Here is a 21,073-nt window from a genome sequence, read left to right on the forward strand (position 1 = left end):
GGTGGAGTACAGGATGAACGACTTGGCCAAGAATCTGATGTTGTGGGTGGTCGTCGCCGTCGTGCTGATGGTGGTGTTCCAGAGCTTCAAGCCGTCCACGGGCGGCAAGGAAGTCGTCTATTCCCAGTTCCAGCAGGAAGTGGTCGACGACAAGGTCAAGTCCGTCGCGATCGGCAACGACGAGACGACGATCGAGTTCCAGCGCAAGGACAACACCGAAGGCAAGACCGTCGCCCCGCGCCGCGACAGCCGCCTGATGGACGACCTGATCAACCACAAGGTCGAGATCAAGCAGGCGCCGCCGTCCAGCGGCTTCTCGCTCCTCAGCATCCTGCTCAACGTGGGTCCGTTGCTGCTGTTCATCGGCATCTGGATCTATTTCATGCGGCAGATGCAGCAAGGTGGCGGCAAGGGCGCGATGTCCTTCGGCCGTTCGCGCGCCAAGCTGCTCAACGAAGACCAGACGAAGGCCACCTTCGCGGACGTCGCCGGTTGCGACGAGGCGAAGGAAGAAGTCGCCGAGCTCGTCGAATTCCTGCGCGACCCGGGCAAGTTCCAGAAGCTCGGCGGCAAGATTCCGCGCGGCGTGCTGATGGTCGGCCCGCCCGGCACCGGCAAGACGTTGCTCGCCAAGGCGATCGCCGGCGAAGCCAAGGTGCCGTTCTTCTCCATTTCCGGCTCGGACTTCGTCGAGATGTTCGTCGGCGTCGGCGCCAGCCGCGTGCGCGACATGTTCGAGCAGGCCAAGAAGCACGCGCCGTGCATCATCTTCATCGACGAAATCGACGCGGTCGGCCGCCATCGCGGCGCGGGCCTCGGCGGTGGGCACGATGAGCGCGAGCAGACGCTCAACCAGTTGCTCGTCGAGATGGACGGGTTCGAGGGCGGCGAAGGCGTCATCGTGATCGCCGCGACCAACCGCCCCGACGTGCTCGATCCGGCGCTGCTGCGCCCGGGCCGCTTCGACCGCCAGGTCACCGTCGGCCTGCCGGACGTCAAGGGCCGCGAACAGATCCTGCGCGTGCACATGCGCCGCGTGCCGCTCGCCGACGACGTCGACGCGATGACCATCGCGCGCGGCACGCCGGGCTTCAGCGGCGCGGACCTCGCCAACCTCGTGAACGAAGCGGCGCTGTTCGCCGCGCGCGAGAACGGCAAGGACGTCCGCATGGACCACTTTGACCGCGCGCGCGACAAGATCCTGATGGGCACCGAGCGCCGTTCGATGGCGATGAGCGAGCAGGAAAAGACGCTCACCGCCTACCACGAAGCCGGCCACGCCATCGTCGGCCGCCTCGTGCCCGAGCACGACCCGGTCTACAAGGTCACGATCATTCCGCGCGGCCGCGCGCTGGGCGTGACGATGTACCTGCCCGAAGGCGACAAGTATTCGTACAACCGCACTGCCATCGAATCGATGCTGTGCTCGCTGTACGGCGGGCGCGTCGCCGAGGAGCTGATCTTCGGCAACGACAAGGTCACCACGGGGGCGTCGAACGACATCGAACGCGCGACCAAGATGGCGCGCAACATGGCGACGAAGTGGGGCCTGTCCGATGAGCTCGGCCCGATCGCGTACGGCGAGGAAGAAGACGAAGTGTTCCTGGGCCGCTCGGTCACGCAACACAAGAACGTCTCCGACGACACCGCGCGCAAGATCGACGAAGTCGTGCACGGCATCCTCGACAAGGCCTACAACCGCACCAAGCAGATCCTGACCGAGAACCTCGACAAGCTGCACGTGATGGCCAAGACGCTGCTCGAGTACGAAACCATCGACGTGCCGCAGATCGACGCGATCATGGAAGGCCGCGAGCCGCCGCCGCCGCAGGGCTGGACCCGCAACAGCAAGGGCGAGGCGCGTCCGCTGCCGCCGATCGGCGGTCCGGCGGCGCAGACCTAGGCCGCAAACCTGCGGGAAATGCGTTGCAACCAAGACAGGGCTCCTTCGGGGGCCCTTGTCGTTTCGGAGGTTCGATGCCCGACATCGCCGCCCGCCTGCGCACTACGTTCTCCGAATTCCGTCGTCGGCGCGTGTTCCGCGTGGCGGTGGTGTACGCGGTCGTGGGCTGGTTGCTCGTGCAGGTCGCGGACGCGACGTTCGAACCGCTGGGCCTGCCGCAATGGGCGCCGCGCCTGCTGATCGTGTTGCTGCTCCTGGGCTTCGTGCTCGCGATGGCGTTGGCGTGGATCTACGACATCCAGCCGCACGGGATCGAACGCACGCCCGCGTTGCCCGACGCGCGCGATGGCGACACCCCGTCGCGCCGCGCCAGCGACCTCGCGCCGCAACCGGTCGCGTTGCCGCCGCCGGATGCGTCGGTCGCGATCCTGCCGTTCTCCGACATGAGCGAAGCCGGCGACCAGGATTATTTCTGCGACGGCCTGGCCGAAGAGATCCTCAACGCCCTGGCGAAAGTGCGCGGCCTGCACGTGGCCTCGCGCACGGCGTCGTTCCGCTTCCGCGACGGCACCGCCACGCCGTCCGACATCGGCCGCGAGCTGCACGTCGCCGCGATCATGGAAGGCAGCGTGCGCAAGTCCGGCGACCGCGTGCGCGTCACTGCGCAATTGGTGAACGCGTCGAACGGTTATCACCTGTGGTCGGAGAATTTCGACCGCAACCTGGAAGACATCTTCGAGATCCAGGAAGAGATCGCGCGCAACGTCGTCAACGCGGTGCGGCCCGCGCTGCAGGCGCCCGTCGCCTTCGACCTGCAGAAGCGCGCACCGCGCGACATGCGCGCATACGAGTTCTACCTGCGGGGGCGGCAGGCGAGCGCGCGCATGACCGAAATCACGATGAAGCAGGCGCCCACGATGTTCCGCCGCGCGATCGAGCTCGATCCCGAATACGGCCAGGCGTACGCGGGGCTGTCGGATTCGCTGTGCGAACTGATGCTCTGGCGCATGGCCGACCCGAAGGGCGGTGCGCTGGTAGAAGCGCGCGACGCCGCGCACAAAGCGCTCGAACTCGACCCGGACCTGGCCGAGGCGCACGTCGCGAAGGGCCATTCGCTGATGATCGCCGGCGACCACGACGGCGCGACCGAAGCGTTCGAACACGCGATCACGCTCGACCCGGAACTGTACGTCGCGTACTACTTCTACGGGCGACACTGCTTCACGCAGGGCAACTATCCACGCGCGGTGGATCTGTTCGTCGCCGCGCATCGCGTGCAACCCGACGAATTCCAGGCGCTTGCGCTCGCGGTCAACGCCGCCGACGCCGCCGGCGACGACGATCGCAAGAAGAAGCTCGCCATCGAAGGCCTGGCCTGCGCGAGCCACCAGGCGCAGATCGATCCCGAGAACGCGCGCGCGCACTACATGACCGCCGGCCTGATGCAGCACCTGCGCGTCGGCGACCACGGCCACTCGGAAATGGAATACGCGCTGCGCATCCGCCCGAACGATTTCGACGTGCTCTACAACGGCGCGTGCTTCCATGCACTCGACGGCGACGGAGAAAAGGCGATCGACCTGCTGGAGCGCGCCGTGCAACACGGTGAAGGCTCGCTGGAGTGGATCGAACATGATTCGGACCTGTGGGTGCTGCGCGGCAATCCGCGGTTCCAGGCGATCGTGGCGCGATTGCAGAAGTAGGGCCGGAGTGGGGTACGCTTCCGCGCATGTTCGACACCACCCCCCAGCTCGACTGCAACGGCCGCGTGCTGCGCCTCGACCGCACGCGCGTCATGGGTATCGTCAACGTCACGCCGGACTCGTTCTCCGACGGCGGCGAGCATGCGACCACCGCAGCCGCCATCGCGCACGGCGTGCGCTTGGCGGAGGAGGGCGCGGATGTGCTCGATGTCGGCGGTGAGTCCACGCGGCCCGGCGCCGATGAAGTGTCCGTCGAAGAAGAACTGCATCGCGTCATCCCGGTGATCGAAGGCCTCGTGGCCGCGACGTCGGTTCCGATCAGCGTCGATACCTCCAAGCCCGAAGTCATGCGTGCCGCCGTCGCCGCGGGGGCGGGCATGATCAACGACGTGTACGCGTTGCGTCGCGAAGGCGCGCTCGATGCGGCCGCGTCGCTCGGCGTCCCCGTCGTGTTGATGCACATGCTCGGTGAACCGCGCTCGATGCAGGAGTCGCCGCAGTACGACGATGTCGTGTCGGACGTGCATCGCTTCCTCGCCGAGCGGATCTTCGCGGCGGAAATGGCGGGCATCGTGAAGTCGCGGATCGTCGTCGATCCCGGATTCGGGTTCGGCAAGAATCGGGAGCACAACATCGCGTTGCTCGCACGCCTGGAGGCCATCGCCGAACTCGGCGTGCCCGTGCTCGCGGGGCTGTCGCGCAAGCGCACCATCGGCGATCTGACCGGGCGCGACGACCCGCACGAACGCGTCGCCGGTTCCGTGGCTGCGCACCTGGTCGCCGCCCAGCGCGGCGCGAAGCTGGTGCGCGTGCACGATGTCGCGCCAACCGTCGATGCGCTGAAGGTCTGGGCTGCGGTGGCTGCACAACCGGCGGTGCGGGCGCGCGAGGCCGGGCCCGCGATCCGCTGGCCCGACGACGAATGAGCACTTCCCGGCAATCGCGCGACAAAAGCGGCCTGTAACCGCTTCCGACCCTTGCGTGCGCCGCCGTACGCAGCCTAGTCTCAGGCTTCACCCGGTTGGGGGGTCGCATGGCCACGGTCGACGCATGACGCACGCGCAAGAGCCCACGGCTTCCGTCGAAGCCGCGCTGGCGCACGCGTCGAAGCTGCTGGCGTCGGATCCGGCCATGGCGGGACTGCAGGCCGCGGAAGTCCTGCGTGTCATCGGCGACCACCCCGTGGCCCGCCTGCTGCTCGGCGCCTCGCGCAGCGCGTGCGGCGATGCCGAAGGCGCGGCGCAAATCCTCGAACCCCTCGCGCGCGAGCAACCCAACGCGCCGGCGGTGCAACTCGAACTCGGGATCGCGCTGGGCCGCAGCGGCCGCGGCGACGATGCGGTGGCGGCCCTGCGCCGCGCGGTCGCATTGAAGCCCGAACTGCCGCGCGCATGGCTGGCGCTCGGCGACCATTTGTCCGCGGTCGGCGACCGCGCCGCCGCCGAAGCCGCCTACGCCACGCACCTGGTGCATTCGGTGCGCGACCCGCGGCTGCTGCGCGCCGCAAACGCGTTGCAGGCCAACCGCCTGCCGGAAGCCGAATCGCTGTTGCGCGACCATCTGCGCACATCGCCCACCGATGCCGCGGCACTGCGCATGCTCGCCGAATCGCAGGCGCGCATGGGCCGCATCGAAGAAGCCGAGTCGCTCCTCGCGCGGTGCGTCGAGCTCGTGCCCGGCTTCGACGCCGCACGCCATCACTACGCGATGGTCCTGCATCGCGCCAACAAACCCGTCGAAGCGCTTGCCGAAGTCGATGCGCTGCTCGCGAAAGATCCGGCCAACGCCGGCTTTCGCAACCTGCGCGCAGTGGTGCTGTGCCGCGTCGGCGATTACGACGCCGCAATCCCCGTCTACGACGCGCTCGTCCGCGAATACCCGCACCAGCCCCGCCTGTGGCTCAGCTTCGGCCACGCGCTGAAAACCGCAGGCCACACCGCGCGCGCCATCGCCGCTTACCGCGAAGCGGCGCGCATCGAACCGCGCTTCGGCGATGCATGGTGGAGCCTGGCGAACCTCAAGACGTTCCGTTTCACGGCCGACGACATCGCCACCATCCGCACGCAGCTCGCGCGCGCCGATGTCGCGCCGGAAGACCGCCTGCACCTGGACTTCGCGCTCGGCAAGGCGCTGGAAGACGCGGGCGAGTACGCTGCGTCGTTCGAGCATTACCGGCGCGGCAACGCGCAGCGCGTCGCACAGGTGCCGTATTTCGCCGTGGACAACACCGCGCGCGTGCGCAAGGCCATCGCGACCTACACGCCGGACTTCTTCGCGCAACGGGCAGGCAGCGGCGCCGATGCGCGCGACCCGATCTTCATCGTGGGCATGCCGCGCGCCGGATCCACGCTCGTCGAGCAGATCCTCTCCAGTCATCCCGAAGTCGAAGGGACGATGGAGTTGCCGGACTTGCTGTCGTTGACGCGCGACCTGCGCCGCCGCGGCGAAGCCTCGGGCGCGCGGCACTACCACGACGTGGTGCCGTCGCTGGATCTCGATGAACTGCGCGCCATCGGCGAGGACTACCTGGAGCGCACGCGGATCCATCGCAAGGGCGGCGCGCCGTTGTTCATCGACAAGATGCCGAACAACTTCCAGCACGTCGGCCTGATCCACCTCGCGTTGCCCAACGCGAAGATCATCGACGCGCGCCGTCATCCGCTGGCCTGCGGATTCTCGTTGTTCAAGCAACAGTTCGCGCGCGGTCAGGACTTCAGCTTCCGGCTGGAGGACATCGGCGCGTACTACCGCGACTACGTTGCGCTGATGGCCCATTTCGACGCCGTGCTGCCCGGCCGGGTGCATCGCGTGCATTACGAAACGATGGTCGAGGACACCGAGCAGGAAGTGCGTCGCCTGCTCGATTACTGCGGGCTGTCCTTCGATCCCGCGTGCCTGCGCTTCTTCGAGAACGACCGCCCGGTCCGGACGGCGAGCTCGGAACAGGTGCGCCAACCGATTTATCGCGAGGGCCTCGACCAATGGCGCCATTACGCGCCGTGGTTGGGGCCGCTGGAGGCTGCGTTGGGCCCGGTGCTGGCGGCGTATCCGTCCGTCCCGCCGCGCCTGCTGGACTGAGTTCGAACAGAAGTTTGCATTCCACACCAAGGGAGGGAAGGGGAAATGGGAATTTCGAAGACCCGGCGCGCGAACACGCGCCGTCCGCTGGCCAGGCACGCGCTCGCAATGGCGGTGATCATCGGGTGCCAGTCGGGCATCGCACTCGCGCAGGATCCGGCTGAAGCCGCGCAAGCGGCGCAGGCGCAGGCCGACCAGGCGGCGCAACAGACGCAGCCCGCGCAAGCCAAGCCGCGCACCGCGACGCTGGAGACGGTCACCGTCACCGCGCAGAAGCGCACGGAAGACCTGCAGAAGGTGCCGATCAGCATCCAGGCGGTCAGCGCCGAGACGCTGGAACAACACCAGGTCTCGAACTTCCAGGATTACGTGAAGCTGTTGCCGAGCGTCGCCTTCGGCACCGCGGGCGGCGGCGTCTTCTCCGGCCCGGGCTTCCTGCAGGTGTACATGCGCGGCGTGGCCAGCGGCGGCGACGGCAACCATTCCGGTCCGCAGCCCAGCGTCGGCGTGTACCTCGACGAGCAACCGATCACCACGATCACCGGCGCGCTCGACGTGCACATGTACGACATCGCCCGCGTCGAGGCGCTGGCCGGCCCGCAGGGCACGCTGTACGGCGCGAGCTCGCAGTCGGGCACGCTGCGCATCATCACCAACAAGCCGGATGCGTCGGCCTTCGCCGCCAGCGCCGCGGCCGAGGTCAGCGCGATCGAGGACGGCGGCATCGGCCACGTGCTAGAAGGCATGGTCAACATCCCGCTCGCCAGCAACGCCGCCGTGCGCGTGGTGGGCTGGAACCGCCACGACGCGGGCTATGTCGACAACCGGCCGGGCACGCGCTTCTTCCCGAACTCGGGCATCACGCAGAACAACGACATCCTCGCCGACGACAACTACAACACCGCCAACGCCACCGGCGCGCGCGCTGCGTTGAAGTGGGACATCACCGACGAGTGGTCGATCACGCCGAGCATCATGGGACAGCGCCAGACGGCGCGCGGCAGCACCGGCTGGGACCCGAGCGTGGGCGAGCTGCAGGTCAACCACGCGTATCCCGAATCCTCGCGCGACACCTGGAACCAGGCCGCGCTGACGGTGCAGGGCAAGATCGGCAACTTCGACATCACCTACGCCTTCGGCCACCTCAACCGCAACGTCGAGTCGGAAGCCGACTACAGCGATTACGGGTATTGGTACGACACGCTGGCCGGGTACACTTTCGTCGACGACAACGGCAACTTCGTCAATCCCTCGCAATACATCCAGGCGAAGGATGCCTATCGCATGACCAGCCACGAGCTGCGCGTGGCCTCGCCCGGCGATGCGCGGCTGCGGTTCGTCGGCGGTTTGTTCTGGCAGCAGAACAAGCACGACATCGAACAGCGTTACCGCATCGATGGCCTCGCGGCCGACCTGGAAAACACGGGATGGCCGGACACGATCTGGCTGACCGAGCAGGACCGGCAGGACAAGGACGAGGCGGTCTTCGGTGAACTCACCTTCGACATCACCGATGCCTGGCATGTCACCGCGGGCGGGCGCTGGTTCCGCGCGAACAACAGCCTGAAGGGCTACTACGGGTTCGGCTACGGCTATTCCGACGGTGGCGATCCGCCGTACGGCGAAGGCGCGTGCGTCGCCCAATACGGCGCCGACAAGGCCAACTGGATCCCGTACGAAGGCGCACCGTGCCTGGTCAATGATCGCCAGGTGCGCGAGTCCGGTTCGCTCGGCCGCTTCAACGTCACGTGGGACCTCAGCGACACCAAGTTGTTGTACGCGACGTATTCGGAAGGCTATCGCCCGGGCGGCATCAATCGCCGCGGCACGGTGCCGCCGTACGTGTCGGACTACCTGAAGAATTACGAGTTCGGGTGGAAGACGATGTGGCTCGACAACCGCCTGGCGTGGAACGGCGCGGTGTTCCGCCAGGATTGGGACGACTTCCAGTTCTCCTATCTCGGCGCGAACGGCCTGACCGAAATCCGCAACGCGGGCGCCGCGCGCATCGATGGCGTGGAAATGGAACTGCAGTGGGCCGTGACCTACAACTTCCGGCTCACCGGTGGCGTCGCCTGGTACGACGCGAAGCTGACCGAAGACTATTGCGGCTACGGCGATCTCGCGGGCAATCCGATCACGGTGTGTCCGGCGGGCTCGGTCATTCCGACGACGGGCGACATCAACACCGTCGGCCCGCAGGCGGTCGAGGGCGACCGGTTGCCGATCACGCCGCGCTTCAAGGGCAACCTCACGGGCCGTTACACGTGGGATGTCGGCCAGTACGAAGCGTACGTGCAGGGCGCGGTCTTCCACGTGGGCGATCGCACGGTCGACCTGCGCGACCTCGAGCGCGGCATCCTCGGAGACCCGAGCATCAACTACACGCCGTACCAGCACCTCGACGCCTACACGACGCTCGACGTGTCGATGGGCTGGCAACGCGGGTCGTGGAAACTCGATTTCTTCGTCCGGAACGCGACGAACGAATTGGGCGACCTGACCCACTTCGCCGAGTGCAACATCGGCACCTGCGGCGGCCAGCCGTACACGGTAAGCACGCCGCCGCGGACGTTCGGCGTGCGCTGGTCCCGCGACTTCTGATGTCAGGATCGGGCCCCGCCGGCGTTGCCGGCGGGGTTCCCCCGGCTACACTCCCCCAATCACAGGGGAGCCACGCATGACCGCCAGCACACCGCTCGTCGTCACTTTCGCCATCTACCTGCTCGCGATGGTCGTCATCGGCTTCGTCGCGTGGCGTTCGACCAAGAGTTTCGACGACTACATCCTCGGCGGGCGTTCGCTGGGCAGTTACGTCACCGCGTTGTCCGCCGGCGCCTCCGACATGAGCGGGTGGTTGCTGCTCGGGTTACCGGGCGCGCTGTACCTCGGCGGGCTGTCGGAAGGCTGGATCGCGGTCGGGCTGATCCTCGGCGCGTGGGCCAACTGGAAATTCGTCGCGGGCCCGCTGCGCGTGTACACCGAGCGCACGAAGAACGCGCTCACGCTGCCCGATTACTTCACGCATCGCTTCGACGACCGCTCGCGCATCCTGCGCGTGCTCTCGGCGCTGGTGATCCTCGTGTTCTTCGCGGTGTATTGCGCGAGCGGCATCGTTGCCGGCGCGCGCCTGTTCGAAAGCGTCTTCGGCGTGCCGTATGCGCAAGCCCTGTGGTGGGGCGCGGCGGCGACCATCCTCTATACGCTGATCGGCGGCTTCCTCGCGGTGAGCTGGACCGACACGGTACAGGCCTCGCTGATGATATTCGCGCTCGTGCTGACGCCGGTCGTCGTGATCATGAGCACCGGCGGCTTCGACGAATCGATCGCCGCCATCCGCGCCATCGATCCGGCGCGCCTGGATCCGTTCAAGGGCGGCACGCTCGGCTTCGTCGGCATCATCTCCCTGCTCGCATGGGGCCTGGGGTATTTCGGGCAGCCGCACATCCTGGCGCGCTTCATGGCCGCCGACGACCTGCGGTCGATCCCCAAGGCGCGCCGCATCGGCATGACGTGGATGATCCTGTGCCTGTTCGGCGCGATGGCGGTGGGCTTCTTCGGCATCGCGTACTTCGCGCACCACCCGGGCGTCGAACCGGTGACGGCGAACCCCGAGCGCGTGTTCATCGTGCTGTCGAACCTGCTCTTCAATCCGTGGGTCGCGGGCGTGCTGCTGTCGGCGATCCTCGCGGCGATCATGAGCACGCTGTCGTGCCAGTTGCTCGTGTGCTCGAGCGCGCTGACGGAAGACTTCTACAAGGGCTTCCTGCGGCCGAAGGCCTCGCAGCGCGAACTGGTGTGGTTCGGCCGCGCGATGGTGCTCGCGGTCTCGTTGCTCGCGATCTGGATCGCACGCGATCCCGAATCGCGCGTGCTGGGCTTGGTGAGCTATGCGTGGGCAGGTTTCGGCGCCGCGTTCGGGCCGGTCGTGCTGTTCTCGTTGTTCTGGTCGCGCATGACGCGCAACGGCGCGCTCGCGGGCATGGTGGTCGGCGCGGTCACGGTGATGCTGTGGAAGCAGTTCGCCGTCGACGTCTACGGCAGCAAGCTGTACGAAATGGTGCCGGGATTCGCCGCGGCGTGCGTGGCCATCGTCGCCGCCAGCCTGCTGGATCGCTTGCCCGTCGACTCGGTGCGCGCCACGCACGCGCAGGTCCACGCCGCACTCGGCGAGAACGGCTACTGACCGATGGAAGACCGGCGCCCGCGCGCGCTCGCCATCGCGGGGCCGACGGCGTCGGGAAAGACCGCGTTCGCGCTGGAATGCGCGACGCGGTGGAACGGCGAGATCGTCAGCGTGGATTCGGCGCTCGTTTATCGCGGCCTCGACATCGGCGCCGCGAAACCGACGCCGGACGAACGCGCGCAGGTCGTGCATCACCTCATCGACGTGCGCGATCCGTGGCAGACGTATTCGGCCGCCGATTTCGCGCGCGATGCCCGCGCCGCCATCGACGACATCATCGCGCGCGGCAAGACGCCGATCCTCGCCGGCGGCACGGGCCTGTATTTCCATGCGCTGCTGCATGGCCTCGCGCCGATGCCGGAGGCCGATCCGGTCTTGCGCGCGCAGATCGCCGAGGAAGCCGCGCGCGTTGGCTGGCCCGCGATGCACGCGCAACTGGCGCGCATCGACCCCGACGCCGCGCGCCGCATCCATGCGACCGATCCGCAGCGCATCCAGCGCGCGCTCGAGGTCCATCGCGCCAGCGGCCGCACGATTTCCGAATGGCAACGCCTGCACGTGCGCGACCGCGCGCCCGTGCGCGTGCTGAAGCTCGCGCTCGCCCCACGCGATCGCGCGGTGCTGCACGAACGCATCGCGCGTCGGTTCGATGTGATGCTCGAGGCCGGCTTCCTCGACGAAGTGCGGTCCCTGCGCGCGCTGCCCGAACTCCGGTGCCACCCCGCGCCCCTCGACCTCCCTGCCATCCGCGCCGTCGGCTACCGCCAGGCATGGGAATTCCTCGACGGGCAGGGCGATGCCGCCGACTTCCGCGAACGCGCCATCGCCGCCACCCGCCAACTCGCCAAACGCCAATGGACCTGGCTGCGCGGCGAACTCGACGCCGTCTGGCGCGATCCGATGAGCGACCAGCGCGACCTGCGCGCCCTCACCGAACATTTCCTGGGCTGACGCGCTTGCCTGGATCCCCGCATTCGCGGGGATGACGCCGCCGCCCCCGAACCGGGACCTCCGTCATGCGCGCCCCGGCCCACGGGCCGTGTACGATTCGGCCTGTCGCCGCCGCGGGGAGTGCGGGTCGGGCGATGCGCGGTCCGCCGCGTTGGGCACACCACAACAACAATTGGGGAAACACCCATGTCGAAGGGCCAGTCCTTGCAAGATCCTTTCCTGAACGCGCTGCGCCGCGAGCGCGTCCCGGTCTCCATCTATCTCGTCAACGGCATCAAGCTCCAGGGCACGATCGAGTCGTTCGACCAATTCGTCGTCCTGCTGCGCAACACCGTCAGCCAGATGGTCTACAAGCACGCGATCTCCACCGTCGTGCCGGCGCGCAACGTGCGCGTGGGCCCGGGCGGCGGCTACGTGCAGGCCGCCGATGGCAGCGAAGGCGCCGGTTCCGACGAGGAACAATGAACCCATCCGCGCATTTCGCGCGGCGTGGTGTAAAAGGCGGGCATGTTCGAACGTAGCAAGAAGGGCGAGACCGCCCTGCTGATCCAACCCCATGCGGGCGGCCCGCCGGACGATGGCGCCGTGGAAGAGTTCGCGGACCTCGCGCGCTCGGCCGGCGCCACGGTCGCGCACATGCTCACCGCGCGCGTGGACCGGCCCAACCCGGCGACGCTCATCGGCAGCGGCAAGCTCGAGGAAGTGAAGGCCGCGGCCGATGCGACGGGCGCGGATCTCATCCTCGTCAACCATCCGCTCAGCCCCGGCCAGGAACGCAACCTGGAAAAGGCGCTGGAACGGCGCGTGGTCGACCGCACGGGCCTGATCCTCGACATCTTCGCGCAGCGCGCGCGCAGCCACGAAGGCAAGTTGCAGGTGGAGCTTGCGCAGTTGCGCCACATGGCCACGCGCCTCGTGCGCGGGTGGACCCACCTGGAGCGCCAGCGCGGCGGTTCCATCGGCCTGCGCGGCCCCGGCGAAACGCAGCTGGAAACCGACCGGCGCTTGCTGCAGAAGCGCGTCGAGCAATTGCAGCGGCGCCTGGAAAAAGTCGAAGTGCAGCGCACGCAGATGCGCCGTGCGCGCGTGCGCAGCGAGCTGCCGCGCGTCGCGCTGGTCGGCTACACCAACGCCGGCAAATCGACGTTGTTCAACGCACTCACCGGCGCCGATGCATACGCCGCGGACCTGCTGTTCGCCACGCTCGATCCCACGGTGCGCCGCATCGCGTTGCCCGGCGGATCGGTCGTGCTCGCCGACACCGTCGGCTTCGTGCGCGACCTGCCGCATGAGCTGGTCGCCGCATTCCGATCCACCCTCGCCGAAGCGCGAGAGGCCGATCTCCTCCTGCACGTCATCGACGCCGCCGACCCGCTGCGCGACGAGCGCATCGCGCAGGTCGACGCCGTGCTCGAGGAAATCGGTGCAGGCGAGATCCCGCAATTGCTCGTGTACAACAAGATCGATCGGATCGAAGGCGCCCAAGCGCGCCACGACCTGCCGACCGACGGCCACGACCACGCGCATCCGAAAGCCGCGCGTGAACGCGTCTGGCTCTCCGCGCGCGATCGCGACGGCCTGGGCCTGCTGCGCGACGCCCTCGGCGCGCGCCTGGGCCTGCGGCGCGTCTCGGGCGAAGTGCAGCTTCCGCCGGGGGCGGGCCGCCTGCGCGCGCGCCTCCACGAACTGGGCGCGGTGCTCGCCGAACACCACGACGAACACGGCTGGACCCTGAGCCTGGACCTCGCGGAGGCCGATGCCGCGCGCATCGTGGCCCACGCCTACGGCGAACCGCTACGGCCGCTCTTGCTTGAGGGGGCGTCGGCCCCCACCTAGAATCGACCGGTTCGTGCGCGCAATTCGCGCCGGCCTCTTGCGGGGGAGTCTCCCCGCGGCCCCACAGGAGCGTGCATGGCCTGGAATACCCCCGGCGGTTCGTCGAACAAGGACGGCCGCAACCCCTGGCAAAAACGCGGCGGCGGCGGCGGGATCGACCGCTTCCTCGAACCGCTGCGCGGCCTCTTCGGGGGCAACGGCGGCGGTATCGGCCGCTGGATCGCCGTGCTGCTCGTCCTGTGGCTCGCGTTCAACACATTCGTGCTGGTGACCGAACAACAGCGCGGCGTCGTGCTGCGTTTCGGCCAGTTCGCCCGCGTGCTGCAGCCGGGCCCGCACTTCAAGTGGCCCTGGCCGATCGAGCGCGTCAGCAAGGTCGAGGCCACGCAGGTCCGCACCTTCACGCAGACCGTGCCGGTGCTCACCCGCGACGAGAACATCGTCCGCGTGGAAATCAACGTGCAGTACACCGTCGCCGACGCGCGCCTGTACCTGTTCAGCACGCGCGACGCCGCCCAGGTGCTGGAACAGGCCGCGCTGAGCACCGTGCGCGAACAGGTCGGCCGCTCCACGCTCGACACCGTGCTCGGTGCGCGCAGCGCGTTGTCGGTCGCGGCCAAGCAGCGCCTGCAGGCCTCGCTCGACGCCTACAAGACCGGCTTGTTCGTCTCCGAACTCAACCTGCCCAACGCGCGTCCGCCGGATGAAGTGAAGCCCGCCTTCGACGACGTCAACAGCGCGCAGCAGGACAAGGACCGCACGACGAGCGAAGCGCAGGCCTACGCTGCGAAGGTCGTGCCCGAAGCGCGCGGCCAGGCGGCGCAGATCCGCACCAGCGCGCAGGGTTACCGCACCGCGATCATCGCGCGCGCCACGGGCGACGCCGAGCGCTTCTCGCTGCTCGTCGAGCAATACAAGGGCGCGCCGGACGTCACGCGCAAGCGCCTGTGGCTGGAGACGTTGCAGGAGGTCTTCGCGAAGAACCGCAAGATCGTCGGCGACGGCCGCCAGCTGATGTACGTGCCGCTGGGTGCGCCGAACGCACCGGCCAGCACGGCCGCGCCGGCCATCGTGCCGATGGAATCGGTGGCGCCCACCGTCGAAACGCTCGGCCCCGAGGGCCGCCCGACGCGGAATCCGCGCGGCCGCGAGGAGGAATCGCGATGAGGTACCCCATCTGGATCCCGGTGGCCGTCGTCGCGGTGCTCGCGCTGCTCGGTTCGGTCTACACCGTTCGCGAAGGCGAGGCTGCGCTGGTGCTCAACCTCGGCCGCGTCGCGCGCGCCGACATCGGCCCCGGCCTGCACTTCAAGTGGCCGCTGGTCGAGTCCAAGCTGATCTTCGACCGCCGCCTGACCGTGCTCGACTCCGAGCCGGAGCGTTACCTCACCGCCGAGAAGAAGGACATCAGCGTCGACTTCTTCGCGATCGGGCGCATCGAGGACCTGCGCACGTTCTATCGCGCGACCAACGGCGACGAGCAGACCGCGGTCCTGCGCCTTGCGCCGATCATCCGCGACTCGCTGCGCAACGAGATCAACGCGCGCACGCTCTCGCAGGTGGTATCGGGCGACCGCACGCAGATCGTCGGCAAGCAGCTCGTGGCGATCAACCGCGGCGCCGCCGCGCTGGGCGTGCGCATCGTCGACCTGCGCATCAAGAAGATCGACCTGCCCACCGACAGCGACGTCATCACCAACGTCTACAGCCGCATGCGGGCCCAACGGCAGCAGGTCGCCAGCCGCCTGCGCGCCGAGGGCGAGGAGCAGGCGCGCCAGATCAAGGCGAACGCCGACCGCGACCAGGTGGTCCTGGTGGCCGACGCCGAGCGCGACGCGCAGAAGCTGCGCGGCGAAGGCGATGCCGAAGCCGCCCGCATCTACGCCGGGGCCGCCAACCGCGATCCGGGGTTCTACGCCTTCCAGCGCAGCCTCGAGGCCTACCGCGCGGCCTTCCGCGATGGCTCGACGGTGATCGCGCTCGACAAGGACGACCCCTTCCTGCAGTACATGCGGGACGACCGCTGAGTCGCCTTCACATCTTCCGGGGTTCCGGCGAGCCGCCGAATCCCGGATAATCCACAAAAGCCGGACGGGCCCCCAGCCCTCCGGCTTTTTCCGTCAATGGACAGGAGCGAAACCGTGGGCCAGTCAGTCGTCGTTCTCGGGGCCCAATGGGGCGATGAAGGCAAGGGCAAGATCGTCGATCTGCTCACCGAGGAAATCGGCGCCGTCGTGCGCTTCCAGGGCGGGCACAACGCCGGCCATACCCTCGTCATCAACGGCAAGAAGACCGTCCTGCACCTGATCCCCTCGGGTATCCTGCGCGCCGACGCGCTGTGCCTGATCGGCAATGGCGTCGTGCTGCATCCGGGCGCGCTGCGCAAGGAGATCGACGAGCTCGAAGCCACCGGCGTCGACGTGCGTTCGCGCCTGAAGATCAGCCCGGCCACGCCGGTGATCATGCCGTACCACATCGCGCTGGATCAGGCCCGCGAAAAGGCCGCCGGCGGCAAGGCCATCGGCACCACCGGCCGCGGCATCGGTCCGGCGTACGAAGACAAGGTCGCGCGCCGCGGCATCCGCGTGGCCGACCTCAGCTATCCGAAGGAACTCGCGGAGAAGCTGCGCGAAACGCTCGACTACCACAACTTCGTGCTGACCAATTACCTGAAGGTCGAAGCGGTCGACTTCCAGAAGACGCTCGACGAAGCGCTCGCGTTCGGCGAATACGTCGAACCGATGAAGTCCGACGTCGCCGGCATCCTCCACGAGCTGCGCAAGCAGGGCAAGCGCGTGCTGTTCGAAGGCGCGCAGGGGTCGCTGCTCGACATCGACCACGGCACCTATCCGTACGTCACCTCGTCGAACACCACGGTCGGCGGCGCGCTCGCCGGTACCGGCGTGGGCGCCGATGCGATCGACTACGTGCTCGGCATCGCGAAGGCGTACGCCACGCGCGTCGGCGGCGGCCCGTTCCCGACCGAACTCAACGACGAAGTCGGGCAGGGCATCCGCGACCGCGGCCAGGAATACGGCGCCACCACCGGCCGCCCGCGCCGCTGCGGCTGGATGGACATCGTCGCGCTCAAGCGCGCGGTCGCCATCAACGGCATCACGGGCCTGTGCATCACCAAGCTCGACGTCCTCGACGGGATGAAGACGCTGAAGATCTGCATCGCCTACGAATACCGCGGCAAGCGCACCGAGTACGCACCGCTCGACGCCGGCGGTTGGGAAGAATGCACGCCCGTGTACCTCGAATTCCCCGGCTGGGAAGAGAACACGCACGGCGTCACCGAATGGGACAAGCTGCCCGCCGCCGCGCGCGCCTACCTGCGCGCACTGGAAGAGCTCGCCGGCTGCCCGCTCGCGATCGTCTCGACCGGCCCGGACCGCGACCACACCATGATCCTGCGCGATCCCTTCGCGTAAGCATCGTCCTCACGGCAGGGCCAGCAGGCTCTGCCGATGGACCTGAAATCCGGATATCCCTACTGGGCCGTGAAAAACGGCCTGATGGCGACGTTCCCGCGGCTGCGCGACGACGCGTCGTGCGACGTCGCCATCATCGGCGGCGGCATCACCGGCGCACTGATCGCGCGCGAATTCGCGGCGCACGGTTACGACACGCTCGTCCTCGAACAACGCGACATCGCGTGGGGCAGCACGGCGGCGAGCACCGCGCTGTTGCAGTACGAGATCGACACGCACCTGGTGGATCTCGCCGAACGTTACGGCGCGGACGCGGCGATCCTCGCCTACGGCGCATGCAACACCGCCGTCGAACAATTGACGGACCTTGCGCACGAAGTGCGTGACGTCGGCTTCGCCCGCGTCGCGAGCCTCTACTACGCGAGCCGGAAGCGCGACGTGCCCGCGATGCGCGACGAACATGCGGCGCGCGCACACATCGGCCTGGACGTGCAATGGCTCGACGCCGGCGCGATCCGCGAACGCTACGGATTCGACTCGCCCGCGGCGATCCTCAGCAGGCAGGCAGGCCGTGTGGATCCGTATCGGCTCGCGAGCCGCCTGTTCAAGCGCCTAGAAAAACGCGGCGTGCGCATCCACGACCGCACCGTGGTGACGGCGATGCACCCGACGTCGCGCCGCGTGGTGCTCGACTGCGACTGCGGCGCACGCATCGACGCCAAGCACGTCGTCATCGCCGCCGGTTATGCCTCGCAACACTGGCTCGACAAACGCGTGGCGAAGAACCGCAGCAGCTATGCGTACATCACCGACCCCTTCGATGCGGGCATGCTGGGCGCGTTCGACGACACCATCGCATGGGAGACCGCGCGGCCATATCTTTATCTGCGCAACACCGAGGACGGCCGCCTGCTCGTCGGCGGCGAAGACGATGCGTGCGATGTGCCGTCGCGGCGCGACAAGCGCGTCGACAAGAAGGCCCGCAAGCTCGTCGAACGCACCCGCGAACTCCTCCCGCACCTCGACCCGCGCCCGGCGTTCTCCTGGGCCGGCACCTTCGCCGAAACCGAAGACGGCCTCCCGTTCTTCGGCCCGCACGCACAACACGGCCCGCGCGTGCAATTCGCGATGGCCTACGGCGGCAACGGCATCACGTATTCGATGATCGGCGCGGGGTTGCTGCGCGCGCACGTGGAGCGGCGTGCGCATCCGTTGAAGCGATTGTTCGGGTTTGGGCGGCTGAGCTAAGTCTCTTCACCCCAACTCCCACCCCCGGCTGTTTGCATTGGCCAATGGCCCAACGCAAACGCACCCCCGACGACTTCGTCCGCGTCCGCGGGGCGCGGGAACACAATCTCAAGGACGTCGACGTCGACATTCCGCGCGACGCGCTCGTCGTGTTCTCGGGGGTGTCGGGGTCGGGGAAGTCGTCGCTCGCGTTCGGCACGTTGTACGCGGAGGCGCAGCGGCGGTATTTCGAATCGGTCAATCCGTATGCGCGGCGGTTGATCGACCAGGTCGGCATCCCCGATGTCGACAGTATCGAAGGCTTGCCGCCCGCGGTGGCATTGCAGCAGCAGCGGGGCACGCCGAGCGTGCGGTCGTCGGTGGGCAGCGTCACGACGCTCTCGAGCCTCGTGCGCATGCTGTATTCGCGCGCAGGCGAATATCCGCCGAAGCAGCCGATGCTCTACGCCGAGGACTTCTCGCCCAATACGGCCAACGGTGCGTGCCCCGAGTGCCACGGCCTCGGCAACGTGTATGCGGTGACAGAGCGGTCGATGGTGCCCGATCCGTCGCTGACGATCCGCGAGAAGGCCATCGCCGCATGGCCGCCCGCATGGCATGGGCAGAACCTGCGCGACATCCTGGTGACGCTCGGGTACGACGTCGACACGCCGTGGCGCGACCTGCCGAAGAAGGACCGCGACTGGATCCTCTTCACCGAAGAGCAGCCGACGGTGCCGGTGTATCCCGGCTTCACGCCGAAGGAAACGCGTGCGGCGGTGCGTCGCAAGGAAGAGCCCGCGTACATGGGCACGTTCATGGGTGCGCGCAAGTATGTGCGGCACACGTTCGCGACCACGCAGAGCGCGACGATGAAAAAGCGCGTGGCGCGTTTCATGGTCGGCAGTGTCTGTCCGGTGTGCGACGGAAAGCGGTTGAAGCGCGAGGCGCTGTCGGTGACGTTCGCCGGGCTCGACATCGCCGAACTCACCGCCCTGTCGCTCGATCGCATGGCCGATGTCCTGCGGCCTGCGGCGGAAGGACGTTTCAACGAAGCAGTGTCGAGCAAGACGCTCGATCGCGCGAGCGCCAAGCGCGACACCGCACGCCGCGTCGCCGCCGGCGGTTCGGCACACACCGGCTCTTCGGACGTCCGGCGCACGCCCAATCTCTCGGAGGAAAAGCGCATCGCCGCGCAACGCCTCAGCGAAGACCTCGTGGACCGCATCGCCACGTTGCAGGCGCTCGGCCTCGGATACCTCGCGATGGATCGCACGACGCCGACGCTGTCCCCCGGCGAACTGCAACGCCTGCGCCTGGCCACGCAGATCCGCTCGCACCTGTTCGGTGTCGTGTACGTCCTGGACGAACCCTCCGCCGGATTGCATCCCGCGGACAGCGAGGCGTTGCACACCGCGCTGGATCAACTGCGCGCAGCGGGCAACACGATCTTCGTCGTCGAACATGATCTGGAGATGATGCGGCGCGCCGACTGGCTCATCGACGTCGGGCCCGAAGCGGGCCAGCATGGCGGCACGATCCTCTACAGCGGTCCGCCCGACGGGCTGTCGAAGATCGACGAATCGCGCACGCGCCGTTATCTGTTCGGCGAAGCCGCGCCCGTGCATCGCGACCGCCGTGCGCCCGCGGGATGGCTCGCACTCGCGCACGTCTCGCGCAACAACCTGCATGCGCTGGACGCACGCTTCCCGCTCGGCGTATTCACCGCGGTCACCGGCATCTCCGGTTCGGGGAAGTCGAGCCTCGTGAGCCAGGCGTTGGTCGACCTGATCTGCGCGCATCTCGGCACCGCGCCCGAAGCCGAGGAAGAGGAGAGCGAAGTTCCCACGGTCGTGCAACTGACGACGGGCCGCATCGCCTCGGGCGCCGAGGCCATTCGTCGCCTGGTCAATGTCGACCAGAAGCCCATCGGCCGCACGCCGCGTTCGAACCTGGCGACGTACACCGGCCTGTTCGACCACGTGCGCAAGCTCTTCGCCGCGACGAAAGCCGCGAAGGCGCGCAAGTACGACGCCGGCCAGTTTTCCTTCAACGTCGCGAAGGGCCGCTGCCCGACGTGCGAAGGCGAGGGCTTCGTGAGCGTCGAGCTGCTCTTCATGCCGAGCGTGTTCGCGCCGTGCCCGACGTGCCACGGCGCGCGCTACGACGCGAAGACGCTCGAGATCGAATTCAACGGGAAGAACATCGCGCAGATCCTCGGGATGACGGTCGATGAAGCGCTGTCGTTCTTCGAAAACGAAGCGGCCCTGCATCGCCCGCTCGCTTTGCTGCACGATATCGGACTGGGCTACCTGCGCCTCGGGCAACCCGCGACCGAACTCTCCGGCGGCGAAGCGCAGCGCATCAAGCTCGCCACCGAACTGCAACGCAGCCAGCGCGGCGATACGTTGTACGTGCTCGATGAACCGACGACCGGCCTGCATCCTGCCGACGTCGATCGGCTGATGCGCCAACTGCACGGGCTCGTCGATGCGGGCAACACGGTCGTCGTCGTCGAACACGAAATGCGCGTCGTCGCCGACGCCGATTGGGTCGTCGATGTCGGGCCCGGGGCGGGCGAGGCAGGCGGGCGCATCGTCGCCGAAGGCACGCCCGAGGCCGTCGCCAAGGCGAAAGACAGCCGTACTGCCGCGTACCTGCGCGCCGTGCTGTCGGTCGGCGCCAAACCGAACAAGCACTTACGCATGACGGCGACGTGAATCATGACTTCCGGCGGTGGGGCGCGGTCGCCTGC

14 protein-coding genes are annotated in these 21,073 nt (G+C 68.0%); all 14 read left to right on the forward strand.

What is annotated here, in order from left to right; genetic code table 11:
• Positions 1-13 precede the first annotated feature (13 nt).
• The 14 genes from ftsH (at position 14) to LF41_RS06080 (ending at position 21,038) form a co-directional block, all read left to right on the forward strand.
• On the forward strand, positions 14-1,903 hold the full coding sequence (gene ftsH / locus LF41_RS06015; protein WP_036167308.1) for an ATP-dependent zinc metalloprotease FtsH: 1,890 nt from the start codon (positions 14-16) through the stop codon (positions 1,901-1,903).
• Between the two features lie 74 nt (positions 1,904-1,977).
• Positions 1,978-3,606 carry a tetratricopeptide repeat protein gene (locus tag LF41_RS06020; protein ID WP_036167311.1) on the forward strand — a complete coding sequence of 543 codons (1,629 nt, stop codon included), beginning with the start codon at positions 1,978-1,980 and terminating at the stop codon, positions 3,604-3,606.
• Positions 3,607-3,632: 26 nt separating this feature from the next.
• Positions 3,633-4,532: a dihydropteroate synthase gene (folP, locus tag LF41_RS06025; RefSeq protein WP_036167313.1), complete on the forward strand. Its 900-nt coding sequence runs from the start codon at positions 3,633-3,635 to the stop codon at positions 4,530-4,532.
• A 124-nt stretch (positions 4,533-4,656) separates the two neighbouring features.
• Positions 4,657-6,684, forward strand: coding sequence for a tetratricopeptide repeat-containing sulfotransferase family protein (locus LF41_RS06030; protein WP_036167316.1), 2,028 nt, complete (start codon positions 4,657-4,659; stop codon positions 6,682-6,684).
• Between the two features lie 45 nt (positions 6,685-6,729).
• Positions 6,730-9,288 carry a TonB-dependent receptor gene (locus LF41_RS06035; protein ID WP_052116186.1) on the forward strand — a complete coding sequence of 853 codons (2,559 nt, stop codon included), beginning with the start codon at positions 6,730-6,732 and terminating at the stop codon, positions 9,286-9,288.
• A 76-nt stretch (positions 9,289-9,364) separates the two neighbouring features.
• Entirely contained in the window at positions 9,365-10,870 is a 1,506-nt protein-coding gene (gene putP / locus LF41_RS06040; protein WP_036167320.1) for a sodium/proline symporter PutP, read from the forward strand.
• A 3-nt stretch (positions 10,871-10,873) separates the two neighbouring features.
• Positions 10,874-11,821, forward strand: coding sequence for a tRNA (adenosine(37)-N6)-dimethylallyltransferase MiaA (gene miaA, locus LF41_RS06045; protein ID WP_036167323.1), 948 nt, complete (start codon positions 10,874-10,876; stop codon positions 11,819-11,821).
• Between the two features lie 186 nt (positions 11,822-12,007).
• Complete coding sequence (gene hfq / locus LF41_RS06050) at positions 12,008-12,286, forward strand: RNA chaperone Hfq (RefSeq protein WP_036167326.1); 279 nt, start codon at positions 12,008-12,010, stop codon at positions 12,284-12,286.
• A gap of 42 nt (positions 12,287-12,328) precedes the next feature.
• On the forward strand, positions 12,329-13,657 hold the full coding sequence (hflX, locus tag LF41_RS06055) for a ribosome rescue GTPase HflX (protein WP_036167328.1): 1,329 nt from the start codon (positions 12,329-12,331) through the stop codon (positions 13,655-13,657).
• A 75-nt stretch (positions 13,658-13,732) separates the two neighbouring features.
• Positions 13,733-14,824, forward strand: coding sequence for an FtsH protease activity modulator HflK (gene hflK / locus LF41_RS06060; RefSeq protein ID WP_036167331.1), 1,092 nt, complete (start codon positions 13,733-13,735; stop codon positions 14,822-14,824).
• Positions 14,821-15,684: a protease modulator HflC gene (gene hflC, locus LF41_RS06065; protein WP_036167334.1), complete on the forward strand. Its 864-nt coding sequence runs from the start codon at positions 14,821-14,823 to the stop codon at positions 15,682-15,684. Before hflK ends, hflC begins: the two co-directional genes overlap by 4 nt.
• 114 nt (positions 15,685-15,798) lie before the next feature.
• Positions 15,799-17,091, forward strand: a complete 1,293-nt coding sequence (locus tag LF41_RS06070; protein WP_036167597.1) for an adenylosuccinate synthase — start codon at positions 15,799-15,801, stop codon at positions 17,089-17,091.
• 36 nt (positions 17,092-17,127) lie between these two features.
• Positions 17,128-18,339 carry an NAD(P)/FAD-dependent oxidoreductase gene (locus LF41_RS06075; protein WP_036167337.1) on the forward strand — a complete coding sequence of 404 codons (1,212 nt, stop codon included), beginning with the start codon at positions 17,128-17,130 and terminating at the stop codon, positions 18,337-18,339.
• Positions 18,340-18,383: 44 nt separating this feature from the next.
• A complete protein-coding gene (locus tag LF41_RS06080; RefSeq protein ID WP_052116187.1) occupies positions 18,384-21,038 on the forward strand; it encodes an excinuclease ABC subunit UvrA in 2,655 nt (884 codons plus the stop codon).
• Positions 21,039-21,073 lie beyond the last annotated feature (35 nt).

Origin of the sequence: Lysobacter dokdonensis DS-58, from assembly GCF_000770795.1 — a bacterium.
Classification (GTDB): domain Bacteria; phylum Pseudomonadota; class Gammaproteobacteria; order Xanthomonadales; family Xanthomonadaceae; genus Noviluteimonas; species Noviluteimonas dokdonensis.